General features: G+C 44.7%; 13 protein-coding genes. 7 read left to right on the plus strand and 6 right to left on the minus strand.

All coding sequences use genetic code 11. From position 1 onward, the window contains the following. Window positions 1–22 precede the first annotated feature (22 nt). The gene (locus LCM00_RS13305; RefSeq protein ID WP_224902690.1) at window positions 23–952 is read left to right on the plus strand and encodes a manganese-dependent inorganic pyrophosphatase; all 930 of its coding nucleotides are present in this window, start codon (window positions 23–25) and stop codon (window positions 950–952) included. 36 nt (window positions 953–988) lie between these two features. On the opposite strand, the gene LCM00_RS13310 is transcribed toward LCM00_RS13305, so the two are convergent. The 4 genes from LCM00_RS13310 to LCM00_RS13325 all read right to left on the minus strand — a co-directional run bounded on the left by LCM00_RS13310 (window position 989) and on the right by LCM00_RS13325 (window position 4,142). Then, entirely contained in the window at window positions 989–1,828 is an 840-nt protein-coding gene (locus tag LCM00_RS13310; protein WP_224902692.1) for a DegV family protein, read from the minus strand. A 140-nt stretch (window positions 1,829–1,968) separates the two neighbouring features. Then, on the minus strand, window positions 1,969–2,121 hold the full coding sequence (locus LCM00_RS13315) for a sporulation histidine kinase inhibitor Sda (protein WP_224902694.1): 153 nt from the start codon (window positions 2,119–2,121) through the stop codon (window positions 1,969–1,971). Between the two features lie 125 nt (window positions 2,122–2,246). Next, complete coding sequence (locus LCM00_RS13320; protein ID WP_224902696.1) at window positions 2,247–2,930, minus strand: response regulator; 684 nt, start codon at window positions 2,928–2,930, stop codon at window positions 2,247–2,249. Between the two features lie 69 nt (window positions 2,931–2,999). Continuing rightward, entirely contained in the window at window positions 3,000–4,142 is a 1,143-nt protein-coding gene (locus tag LCM00_RS13325) for a sensor histidine kinase (RefSeq protein WP_224902698.1), read from the minus strand. 556 nt (window positions 4,143–4,698) lie between these two features. Here LCM00_RS13325 and LCM00_RS13330 point away from each other — a divergent pair. Together LCM00_RS13330 and LCM00_RS13335 are read left to right on the plus strand one after the other, a co-directional pair. Further along, complete coding sequence (locus LCM00_RS13330) at window positions 4,699–5,337, plus strand: YigZ family protein (protein ID WP_224902700.1); 639 nt, start codon at window positions 4,699–4,701, stop codon at window positions 5,335–5,337. A 92-nt stretch (window positions 5,338–5,429) separates the two neighbouring features. Then, entirely contained in the window at window positions 5,430–6,461 is a 1,032-nt protein-coding gene (locus LCM00_RS13335) for an LCP family protein (RefSeq protein ID WP_224902703.1), read from the plus strand. Window positions 6,462–6,522: 61 nt separating this feature from the next. Here the strand turns inward: LCM00_RS13335 and LCM00_RS13340 are convergent, their stop codons facing one another. Next, a complete protein-coding gene (locus LCM00_RS13340; RefSeq protein ID WP_224902706.1) occupies window positions 6,523–6,864 on the minus strand; it encodes a hypothetical protein in 342 nt (113 codons plus the stop codon). 288 nt (window positions 6,865–7,152) lie between these two features. Then, window positions 7,153–7,278 (minus strand): hypothetical protein, encoded by a 126-nt coding sequence (locus tag LCM00_RS24655; protein ID WP_257992449.1) that lies wholly within the window; start codon window positions 7,276–7,278, stop codon window positions 7,153–7,155. A gap of 225 nt (window positions 7,279–7,503) precedes the next feature. Here LCM00_RS24655 and LCM00_RS13345 point away from each other — a divergent pair, with 225 nt between their 5' ends. From LCM00_RS13345 to LCM00_RS13360, 4 genes are all read left to right on the plus strand, one after another. Further along, the gene (locus tag LCM00_RS13345; protein ID WP_224902709.1) at window positions 7,504–8,373 is read left to right on the plus strand and encodes a helix-turn-helix domain-containing protein; all 870 of its coding nucleotides are present in this window, start codon (window positions 7,504–7,506) and stop codon (window positions 8,371–8,373) included. 98 nt (window positions 8,374–8,471) lie between these two features. Beyond that, window positions 8,472–9,134, plus strand: a complete 663-nt coding sequence (locus tag LCM00_RS13350) for a hypothetical protein (protein ID WP_224902712.1) — start codon at window positions 8,472–8,474, stop codon at window positions 9,132–9,134. 11 nt (window positions 9,135–9,145) lie between these two features. Further along, window positions 9,146–10,357 carry an efflux RND transporter periplasmic adaptor subunit gene (locus LCM00_RS13355; protein ID WP_224902714.1) on the plus strand — a complete coding sequence of 404 codons (1,212 nt, stop codon included), beginning with the start codon at window positions 9,146–9,148 and terminating at the stop codon, window positions 10,355–10,357. Window positions 10,358–10,539: 182 nt separating this feature from the next. Then, complete coding sequence (locus LCM00_RS13360) at window positions 10,540–12,531, plus strand: S-layer homology domain-containing protein (RefSeq protein WP_224902716.1); 1,992 nt, start codon at window positions 10,540–10,542, stop codon at window positions 12,529–12,531. The last annotated feature ends 6 nt before the right edge of the window (window positions 12,532–12,537 follow it).

The following is a 12,537-nucleotide window of genomic DNA, read 5'->3' on the forward strand; positions in this document are numbered from 1 at the left end:
ACCTAAAAAAGGAGATTTACATATGGAAAAAACCTTAATTTTCGGACATAAAAACCCAGATACAGATACAATCTGCTCAGCAATCGCCTACGCTGACCTAAAAACACAGCTTGGCCAGGAAGTAGAAGCTGTGCGCCTAGGCGAGATCAACGGCGAAACTCAGCACGCGCTGACAAAGTTCAACGCTGAAGCCCCTCGCCTGATCAGCAATGTGGCTGACGAAGCAAACACTGTCATTCTAGTGGACCATAACGAGCGCCAGCAGAGTGCGGACGGAATTGAAAGTGTGCGTGTGGCTGAGGTTATCGACCACCACCGTATTGCCAACTTTGAAACGAACGATCCTTTGTACTACCGCTGCGAGCCTGTCGGCTGTACGGCGACGATCCTGAACAAAATGTACAAAGAAAATAACAAGAGCATTCCAAAAGAAATCGCCGGCCTCATGCTATCAGCAATCATTTCTGACTCTCTTCTGTTCAAATCACCGACTTGCACAGACGAAGATGTGAAGGCAGCACATGAGCTTGCAGAAATCGCGGGTGTTGATGCGGAAGAGTACGGCCTTGAAATGCTGAAGGCTGGTGCCGACCTGAGCGATAAATCTGCTGCACAGCTGGTCAGCCTGGATGCGAAGGAATTCCAGATGGGTTCTGCTAAAGTGGAAGTAGCGCAGGTGAACGCCGTTGATACAAACGATGTGTTTGCGCTTGAAGAAGAATTGCGTGCAGTGATCAGCAGCACGATTGCGGAAAAAGGATTGGATCTGTTCCTGTTTGTTGCGACGAATATCCTGACGAACGATTCTGTTGCACTTGCGCTTGGCAAGGAAACAGCTGCTGTCGAGAAAGCATTCAATGTGGTGCTTGCTGATGAGAAGGCTGTCCTTCAGGGGGTTGTTTCACGTAAAAAGCAAATCGTGCCTAACCTGACTGATGCACTGACAAAGTAAAAACTAGCCGCTCCGAAAATTCCGGAGCGGCATTTTTTATTTCTTATACCAGCCAAGCCCCATTGAGCCTTCGCCAAGATGTGTGCCGATGACTGGGCCAAAGTAACCGATCATGAATTCAACGTTCGGCAGCTCTTTTTCAAGCTCTGCTTTCCACTCGTCAGCTTCCTTCTCGCGGTTCGCGTGGATGATGACGGCGCGGTACTCCCCGCCGCCTGATGCAGCATCACCAAGAAGATCAGCGATCCGCTTCATCGCTTTTTTGCGTGTGCGGATTTTTTCAAATGGCACGATGACCTTGTCCTGGAAATGGAGGAGCGGCTTGACCTGAAGCAGGCTCCCGATCAGTGCCTGGGCGCTTGAAAGGCGTCCGCCGCGCTGGAGATGGGAAAGGTCGTCCACCATGAAGTAGGCGCGGACTGTCTGTTTCATTTCCTCCAGGCGGGCCATGATGTCCTGCGGATCCCTGCCAGCGGCAGCCATTTCCGCAGCTTCGATAACATAAAAACCCTGGACCATGCAGCTGATTTCAGAATCAAACGGATAGGCCCTGATTCCTTCAACCATGCTGCCGGCAGTGACAGCTCCCTGATAGGTGCCGCTGATGCCGCTCGACAGATGGATGCTGATGACTGCATCATAATCGGCCGACAGTTTTTCAAACAGCTCGACGAATTGGCCCGTCGATGGCTGTGAGGTCGTCGGCAGCTCCTTATGCTTCACTTCTTCGTAAAATGCTTCTGCTGTAATTTCTACCTCTTCCTCGTATGTTTCGTTTCCGAAAATGACGCTGAGAGGGATCATATGTATGTTCAGTCGATCCCGCAATTCCTTCGGGATGTATGCAGTACTGTCTGTTACTACGGCTGTTCTCATATAAAGAGTACCATCCTTTGTTTTTTCTCTACTATATGTCCAATTTATATTTTATATGAAAACAAGGGAAAATCCTAGGGAGAAAACAAAGCTTAATAATGGGGAATCACAATTGCAATGAGGCGAAAAAGAGAGAGTCATTAATTTGAAGCGGCGAGCAGGAGATGCGAAAGCTGCCTCCGGTTGATTTCATCGGCGATCAGTTCAATAAAGTCAGTGTCTACTTTACATATCAGGGCGTCCTCAAAAACTTTGAATAAATTCTCATCAGATAAAAGCAGCAGGCTGGACATAATCTAGTGGACCTCCATCCATTACTTTTATCCTATATTTAACACAAGATTACATATTCTGTAAACTAGTATTTTAAATATATCTATTTGCCATTAAAAAGAGCACGCCTCAGCGTGCCCCTCCATTATCTTACCTCAACCCAGCCGTTCTTGATGGCTACAACAACAGCCTGGGTGCGGTCATTCACATTCATTTTTTGCAGGATATTGCTCACATGGTTTTTAACCGTTTTTTCACTGATGAACAATGCTTCTCCGATGCCGCGGTTGCTTTTTCCGTCAGCAAGGAGCTGAAGGACTTCACATTCCCGGCGTGTCAGCAGATGCAGCGGGCGGCGGATTTCAACTTGTGTGTATCCTTCGCTGCTTCCATTTTCATCAGATGCCAGACGGCGGTATTCTTTGACGAGATTATGGGTTACCTTTGGATGCAGGTAAGAGCCTCCATCAGCCACCACTTTGACTGCTTCAACAAGCGCATCGGCATCCATTTCCTTCAGCAGATAGCCGCTCGCTCCCGTTTTCAGTGCATGTGTTACATAGTTTTCATCATCATGGATGGAAAGGATGATGACCTTTGCATCCGGGTATTTGTCGACTAATTGCTTGGTCGCCTCCACGCCGTTGATTGTCGGCATGTTGATGTCCATGATCACTACATCAGGGTTGTATTCTTCAACAAGGCCAAGGGCTTCGTTTCCGTCATCGCCCTCAGCCACTACTTCAAATGTTCTTTCAAAATCAAGGATTCTTTTTACCCCTTCTCTAAAAAGCTGATGGTCATCAATAATGACGATTTTTGTAGTCATTGTTACGCCTCCCTAAAATCTCCAAGTATGATATCTCTCTAGGTAATTCTTGTATGTTTCATAGGGCCTTTACTGATTCAAAGGCACCTGTATGATTACCAGCGTTCCCTTATTAATCTTTGAATCAATTGACAGCTGGCCATCAAGGAGCTCAACCCGCTCGTTCATGCCCATGATCCCAAATGATTCCTGTTTCTTCTGTTTTATATCAAAACCTTTTCCATCATCCTTAACAACGACAGTGACTTTGGAAGAGGTGATTTCAAGCTTTACATTGATTTCCTTTGCCTCTGCATGCTTCAGGGCATTCTGGACAGATTCCTGTATGAGCCTGAACAACGCAACCTCATATTTGGAAGGCAGCCTTTTATCGTCCCCCAGATTAGCAAAGGTGATTTTTGTATGATGGTGATATTCTTCGATTGTCTGAAGATATTTTTTCAAGGTCGGGACCAGTCCCAGGTCATCAAGCGCCATCGGCCTTAAATCATAGATGATACGCCTTACTTCATAGAGGGCATTGCGGACCATTTTCTTCAGGCTCTTAATTTCATTCAAGGCTTCGCCCGGCCCCCGCTCTTTATACATCCTCTCGACCAGATCGGAGCGCATCATGACGTTTGCCATCATCTGGGCAGGGCCGTCGTGAATCTCTCTCGATAATCGTTTGCGCTCTTCCTCCTGCGCCTCGATGATCTTCAAGCCGAAGTCCTGCTTTTGCTTGGCATCCTCAAGCACTTCTCCCATCTGCCGAAGGTCGCTCATCAGATAATTCATGACCACTGTAATCTGCGAGACGAGGTTTTCTGCGCGGTCGATCGTTTCGGTAAGGCCGACAAGCCTCCGTTCGATGTCATCCCTCCGGTCCCTCAGCTGCTTTTCCAGCTGCCTGTTCATGGATAATTCCATCTGCAGGTTATGGGCCTTCTCGTATGCTTCGCGGACCTCCGCCTCTGTATAATCCTTGAAATGCATACTGACCTCGGACAGCCGCTTCCTGGCGAACCTTGTCTGTCCTTCCAGCTTGTCCCCCTGGTCGATTGTGCCGATCACCAGCTGTTTAACTTCCTTGAGCTCATCAACCAATGTCTCGTAATCCTGCCGGCACTGCTCGCCAATGCGGAATATTTCATCCTTGCTGTTTCCGACAGTATCAATCATATTCTCGAGAATAAAATCAAGAGCTTTTGTATCAAACTTCTTTATCTTCATAGCTATTCCTCCACTATTGAAGAGCAATCCCAAAACGCAAGCGTTTGAGCTCCTTATTAAGCTGATCCTGCACGGCTGATGACCGCACCTGCTGATTAGCTCCGCTTTAGATACTATGTAAACCATTTCAGCGCCACATTTATTTTAGCGCGAATCAGGAAGTTATACTATCAGTAAGATAAGAAAACTATGCCAAATTAGCAAAAATTCGGTAAAATGGCATATAAGCAGCAGATTCTATTATGTCTTATAGCCTATTTCTTTTTTCGCGAAACAGTAAATTTTTACAGCGATTCCAGTGATAAATATCACATGAAAGAGAAATTCCAATCTATTTTACTATTTCCAAATAGCAATTTTTCTTCTATTAGAATAATGTTTATTATACCATGCTTTAAAAACGCCGATATTAAAGTTTCATTACAATAGGATGAAAAAAGAGAGCTGTTTTGTCATCCTTCCTTGATGCAAGAATCATTTTTCATGTTTAACACTGCAGGACCTCTGTTAAAATGGAGGGGCCAGCTTTAGACAGGCACGGAAAGGAACGATTTGCATGCTGAACAGTTACTATACTGTAAAAGAATATGGCGAACATGAAATCATTATCCAAAGGTCCCGCTTCATCGCTCATGTGACGAGAGCCGAAACGGAGGAAGAAGCGCAGGAATTTATTGCAGCCATAAAGAAAAAACACCATAGCGCCACACATAACTGTTCTGCCTATTTAATAGGGGAAAACGATCAGATACAGAAAGCAAATGACGATGGTGAGCCCAGCGGAACCGCCGGCGTACCCATTCTTGAAGTCCTGAAAAAAAAGAATCTGAAGGACACGGCAGTAATCATAACAAGGTACTTCGGCGGAATAAAATTAGGAGCGGGAGGCCTCATCCGCGCATATGGAAAATCAACTTCTGAAGGCATTTCCGCAACAGGGATCGTCGAGAGAAAGCTTATGAAGGTCATGCATACAAAAGTTGATTACACCTGGCTCGGCAAGCTTGAAAATGAGCTTCGGTCCTCCATCTATAGCATCAAGGATATCCACTACCTGGATACAGTTGAGATCCAGACCTATGTGGAGGAAGATGCCAGCGAAAAATTCACACAGTGGATGACCGAATTGACTAACGGACAGGCAGAAATATCAGCAGGCGAATCACTTTATCTCGAAAATGAAGTGATTTCATAAATTTAGATTTACGAATCATTATAAAGAGAGTAAAATAAATTTGATTTTCAATACTGATTCTTCAGAATCTTAAGCTCCAAAGGAGAAAAGCTATGGCTAAAACCGGCAAAGACGGCCGTACACCCAGGAAAAGAAGCAAAAAGAAGGAAGTTCTTTTCTGGGTCGTTATCCCTCTTGTGATTTTGCTGCTAGGAAGCACGATTTACGGTGTGCTGCTTTACAACAAGGCGCAATATGTTGCAGACGAGTCCTATAAGCCTATTGAGAGAAAGACAGTTCTGCGGGAAGAAAAAGCTGACCCTCATATAGATAATATTTCAATTCTCATAGCAGGCATTGATGACAGTGAATCAAGGAATTTCAGTTCCGCCTCCAGGACAGATGCATTGATGCTCGCCACTTTTAATGAAAAGAAAAAAACCGTCAAGCTTCTGAGCATCCCGCGTGATTCTTATGTGTATATACCAGCCAAAGGCTATGAAGATAAAATAAACCACGCCTACGGTAAAGGGGGCATTGTCTCCACCATTGAAACGGTCGAGAACTTCCTTGATATCCCGGTGGATTATTACGTAAAGCTGAATTTTAATGCTTTCATAGATATTGTCGATGCCCTGGACGGAATTGAGGTGGATGTTCCCTTCGCATTCAGCGAACAGGATTCTTCCGACACGCAAAATGCGATTTCCCTCCAGCCCGGGCTTCAGGAGCTTGACGGCGAGCAGGCGCTCGCATTGGCACGCACCCGGCATATTGACAATGATATTGAGCGCGGCAAACGGCAGCAGCAAATTTTGAAGGCTGTCTTTGACAAAGCTGTTTCCGCCAAGTCGATCACAAAGTATTCGGACATCATCCAGGCGATCGGCGATAACTTAGAGACCGACCTCCTGTTCAGTGAGATGACATCACTCATTGATTATGCCACCGGAGGCTCAGGCCTGGAAATCGAGTCCCTTACTTTGGCAGGCAGTGACAGCTATATCGGCGGCGTCTATTATTATCAGCTTGATGAACCTGCCCTTGAGGAAATAAAGCTGAAATTGAACCAGCACATGGAAACAGGAGATTTTGCAGAAGGCACCTCCGATGACAGCATGTCAGACAGCCAGGTCCTTCCTTAGACCCATCCATCCCGGATGGGTTTTTTCTTAGCTCCCGACTCCTTAAAAGGCAGGCACGTCACTATGCCATTACAGGTGCACTGCGGTTCATCCCGTATACAAACTGTTCAACTCCGATAATCTTCAGGAACTCCATGACCTTTGCAAAAGATCTGCCTTTAAATTCCTCAATCACCTCGAATTCTTTCACATATGCAATGGTTCCATTTAAAGAGGGCTCTGGCAATGGATCGTTCTTTTGAAGGAGCACAGATTGACTGGCCTCTTTTAATCCCGCTGAACATGTAAGGATGATGGCTTCACCAATTTTCTTTTTTCCAATCCTGAAGGAGAAAGAGAAAACAATAGTACATTGTTCATCACAGAAAGACGGCAGCACTCGCATTTCAAAATCTTTTTCCATTTTACACCTCTTTCGTTTTTATTAATTCTAATATACCAGTTTCCGATTTGGGCCCATTTTGCTATATATGTTCCTCTAAGGAGCAGGCTCCTGTTAAGCCTTCATTCCACCTATGTATTGTATTAAAATATAATTATAAGCATATTTTTCTCCGAAACTTCCTCCAATCAAAAAAATCACCCCGAACATCCGGGGTGAAAAGCTGTTTACATTTTTATGAAATAGGGGGGTAAATCAAATGATAGCTTGGCTGCTGCATTACTCGATAAGCTGATATGACAGGAGTGATCAGTGAACTGATGGAAGCTCTAATGTCCGGGCTCCTCCGTCATTCGCACTCCCTGTTCCGGCTACACCGGCAGCTCCAATCAATAAGGTCATAACCGCCAAAATAGCAAAAATGCGTTTTTTCATGAACAGGTTCCTCCTTTTTTTATAAAAGCTTTTCCGATAAAATAAGAGTCACACAACGGGACTTCTTATTTTTACCAAAAACTCTACAGTCCTATTTAACCACATTTCAAAAATGTACATATTGCCGGTTTAAAGGCCTTATGACCGAAAATTCTCTCAATTGCTCTTATTCTTACGGCCTGCCCAATCAGTTTATAACTATAGGAATAATTACTTGGAGGTGTTATGGTGGATTTTTCTGCCATTGGTGAAAAAATCAAAGAACTGCGGAAACTTATGGGGTTATCGCAAAAAGATTTGGCTGCAGGGATATGCACACAGGCCCAAATCAGCAAGATTGAAAAAGGCGATGTCTACCCCTATGCTTCAACCCTTTACTTAATATCCCAGCGGCTCGGCGTTGATGTCAACTATTTCTTTGACATCGGTACGACGCCGCGAATGGACTATATCCAGGAGGTCAGCCGGCAGCTTAAGCTTTCCAGGCGGAACCTATATTATGAAGATATAAGGGAGATTGTAAAGACTGAAGAAAAAAACCCGCTTTTCACTAGAAACCGCAGGAATAAGCAGCTGATCCTCTGGCATAAAGGGATATGCGAATACCATCTTAATAGAAATGTGGAAAAGGCGCTGGCCTTGTTCAACGAGGCGATTAACCTCACCCATGATAAAATCTGGACCGAGCGTGAAATCGAAATTTTATTAAGCAAAGGAATTATCTTTTTTGAAGAAGGCCTTATGGAGGAGGCCCTTTCCATATACGAACCATCAAAGGAGTTCCTGGATGCCCTGCCCCATCTGAATGACGATACCATTAAAAGCCGCCTGTACTACAACACTGCCCGGGCACTGACCCGGCTTGAGCAATATGACAAATCGTCCTCCTACTGCAAGCAGGCCATTGATTGGTGCATCGACAGGGACAATCTTTATCTGCTTGGAGAGCTTCACTACCATATCGGATATAACCTTGAGCTGCAAAAGGAATATCAGCTTGCCAAGTCTTATATGAAAAGGGCATTGATCATATTTGAGCTGCAGATGGATGAAAAATATATCTATTTTATTAAAAATAAAATATCCAGATGGTAGTCTATTATACTCAAAGTCTGCTAATAACTGGATTTATTGCCGAAAAATGAGCTAAAATGGAGAATAGTTTAAAATTAATTATCTGGAGGATTATGTTAATGTACTATCGTGTCCGGCTGTTTAAAGGAATTTTTTCTCCCTCTTACCGGTCCCAGCAGCTTGAAGAAGCAGAAACACTGGCCGGTTACCGGCTTCGGCTCCTTTTGATCATAACAGCCAGCGCACTTTTGTATATGCTGGCTGCCTATTTTGGCTTGGGGCTTGAACAGCTTTCAAACAAAATCACAAGGTTTACAGGAGCCGATTTTGAAGCAAGGAAGCTGTTGTTTGTAGCTGGAAAAGGAATTTTCGGAATTGTGTATGCCGCAGCCATACTCTTTTTTCCCGCTCTGATCTTTTGGATCTCATTCGATGCTCCATACAGGAAGCTTGTCGCCATCCAAATGCTTGTCCTGCTGGTGCTTTTAATAGAGAAAGCCTTGTTTGCTGTACTTGCACTTAGCCTTGGCCTGGATTCAGTTTCTTCTCCCTTCACGCTTGGCGTCGTCATGCAATACTTAACAAACAATGAGTTTTGGATCATCCTGTTCAGCTCTATCTCTCTCTTCCATATCTGGACATTGTACCTGCAGACCTGCTATATAAAAAAACTGACTGAAAAAAGCAGCAGGATCGTTTATCTTATCGTAATTGCAGTTTATATATTTGTTCTGCTTATCTCTACCCTATTTTCCTACATAAGATTCGATAAGCTGTTATAAGGCGGTGCACTATGAAAACGTGGAAAAAACAAACGATAGCTATAATTTCTGTACTATTTACAGCTGGGAACCTGTTCCTTATAACAAAGGATAAAAGTAAAATTGAGCGGGTTGAAAAGATAGATCATTGGCAAAGAGCTGAAACCGGTTATATCAAGAATACGCTTGAAACCTCCGGTGTGGCCATACCTGCTGAAGAACAGAAAATTTTCTTTGATCAGAATTCCGGCTCCTTCACACAATTTCTCGTAAAACCGGGACAAGAGGTCTCCCCTGGGACTCCTTTATTTGAATACTCTCCTTATAATGAGGAAAGTGAAATTGAAAGGCTCGAAGCAAAACAAAATGAACTAAGCGATAAAGCAGCCAGTGTTTCTTCTGCAATTTCCCAGCTTCAGTCCCTGCTGATGCAGGCCAGGTCAGAAGCAACTCTGGAGGACCCCAATACTGCGGTCATTTATGATTTGGAAAAGGAAATCTCCCAGAAGGAATTGGAGGAGGATCTCCTTGAAAGCGAGTCCTCCAGCATAGACTCACAAATTGATGCACTGGAATCGAGGTCGGCACCTATTACGGTGAACAGCAGCACAGAAGGATATGTCAAGGAACTAAAGGATGATCTGGAGAATCCTGTAGTAACCATCAGCTCCACTTCCCTTTCAGTCGAAGGATCTCTGAACGAGGCTGAGGCTTTGGAGGTAAAAGAAGGCATGGAAGCTTCCATCCTTGGTCCTTCTATTAAAAAAGAGCTTGAAGGACAGGTTCTTGAAGTATCGCCTGCTCCCGATAACGAGCCTGATACTGATCTTGAATCGATGTATCCTTATGTCGTACAGCTGAGCGAACCAGCCGCTGAAGAGCTTCTTTCCGGAACTCATGTGAGTATAGAAGTCCTTCTTCAGGAAGCCGAGAATGCTATCCTAGTACCTGCCAAAAGTGTCCATAAGGGCAAAAAGAAGGAGCAGAACTTTGTGCTGACAGATGCCGGCAGGGTTGATCATCGCCAAGTAGAACTTGGCATGAGGGAAGATAAGAGGCAGGAAATTTTATCCGGTCTGGAAGAGGGGGAGCTTATTGCTTCAAGAGCCAAGGATGTTGAGTATAAAAATGGCTCACCCTTCCGGACGCCCCTTAAACTGGAGAAGCTGGGCAAAACAAGCCTTAAAACCACCATCAAGGATGATTGGGGCTATATATTAAGAGGTTTTTTCTCTAAAGACTAATGTTATGTAAGCGGGCTGCTGCCCGCTTTTTTTCTTTGGATCTGCAGCCATTTTCATTCCTATCATTCTCCTTTTTCCTGCTTTTGTGACTTTCAGCATTCGACAATCTATTTATCTTATGGTAGAAATATAGAGGCAATACATTAACTGGAAAACCATAAATTTATAGGAGGCTATTATTAGTGTTACGTAGCAAGAAAATCATCCCTGCAATCGCCTTTTCGCTGATGTTTCTCACTCTTCCCCAAGGCCCCGCTCTGGCTGATACCACTGACGAATTCAATGTTTCTTCCGGAGTCAAATACAAGCACAATAAAGAGGTCATCAATTCTTACCAGCAGCATGTGAATCTGCTGGAAATCAATCTGGCAGATCCTTATACAAAGATGGATCTTACCTATCCCAGTCCGCTGAATGCCCTGATTCCTACTTCTGCACAGGCAAAATCGAATCATTATGAAGGCCACCGCGTGGTTGGAGCAGTCAATGGATCGTTCTTTGATCCAGCATTGAGGGTTCCCATGTATCTAATCTCTTATAATAACAAACTCGTAAACTATGGATTATCAGAATTTGAAAAAGATCATTATGTAGACAAGCCGGCTGCTTTTGGCGTTACCAGCTCTGGAAAAGGATTGATCGATACATATAGCCTCAGCCTGAGCATGACCCACGGAGGCAGGACCTCTGTTATTTCAAGCATGAATAAAACCCGCCTGGCCGATGAACTGATTTTGTACACTCCCGAGAATCTGAAGCCGACCACTGAAGCTAATCAGTACGGGATAGAGTTAGTCTTCTCTAACGCGACTAAAAACCGCGACCTGTCCTTTGGGGACACGATTACAGGGACGGTAAGCAGCATCAGGCCTTTCAACGATCCAAAGGTCTCTGCCATTCCTGCAGATGGCTTTGTTTTGTCTGCACACGGAAATAAAATGGCCCTGTTAGAAGGCCTTTCACTTGGTGATCAGGTGCAGATCGATTTATCAATCGATGACAAGTGGAAAAACGCACAATTCATGCTTGCCAGCGGTCCGATGCTGGTGACTGGCGGCAGAGTCAGCCTGACCATGGATCCTAACAATGTCCGCTCCAGAGAACGCGCCCCAAGGACCGCGATTGCTTTGGACCAGACAGGGACAAAAGCAACCATGGTGACTGTCGATGGGCGGATTTCCGGCTACAGTAAAGGAATGACGCTTCCGGAATTTGCACAGTACCTGCAAAAGCTTGGCGTATACAATGCCATTAACCTCGATGGCGGCGGCTCGACTACTATGGCGGTCAGAAAGCAGGGAACCGAATACGCTGCGGCCATTAATCGTTTCTCTGATGCCTATGAACGCGGTGTTTCCACTACCCTGCAGGCGATCAGCACGGCCAGTCTTGGAAACCCGAAATATGTGAATGCTGCATTGTCCCATAGCGGATCAGTCAAGCAAGGGACAGATATTACTGTCTCGCTCAAAAGTGTACTCGATCAGTTTTATAATCCGCTGAGCATTGACCCGGCAAAGCTGAACATTACAAGCACAATCGGAGAGGTGCAAGGCTTAACAGTTAAAGCTTCAAAGCCAGGGCAAGGAACGATAACTGTAGATTACGCTGGAGTTAAGAAGCAATTCTCAATTTCAGTAACAAGTGATGCACCATCATTTTCTGATGTTCCGTCAACTTATAAATACTATAAAGAAATCAGCAGCCTCACCAGCCAAAGCATCATTAATGGCTACCCTGATGGAACCTTCAGGCCGAATGTATCTTTAACAAGAATGGATGCTGCCCTGCTGCTGGCAAGGACATTAAAGCTAGATACAGTCAACGTACCTGATGTAACATTTAAAGATGTTCCGAAAACACATAAATTCTATAATGAAGTTGCAGCAATTGCAGGAGCAGGCGTAATGAACGGAAAAGCTCCAGGAGTATTTGATCCGAAGTCTCCCCTGACAAGAGCCGAAATGGCAGTGATCCTGCACAGGGCTTTTGACCTGACAGGCTCTCAGAAAGTAGCCTTCAAGGATGTTACACCTGACACCTTTGGATACTATTCCATTTCCACACTTCTGGCTAACGGCATTACCGAAGGATTCCCGGACAACACCTTCCGTCCTAAGGAATCTGTCAACCGATTCCAATTTGTTTTATTCTTGTACAGGATTATAGAATAAGAGAAA

It is taken from the genome of Bacillus infantis, from assembly GCF_020171945.1.
Taxonomy (GTDB): Bacteria; Bacillota; Bacilli; order Bacillales; family Cytobacillaceae; genus Bacillus_AB; species Bacillus_AB infantis_A.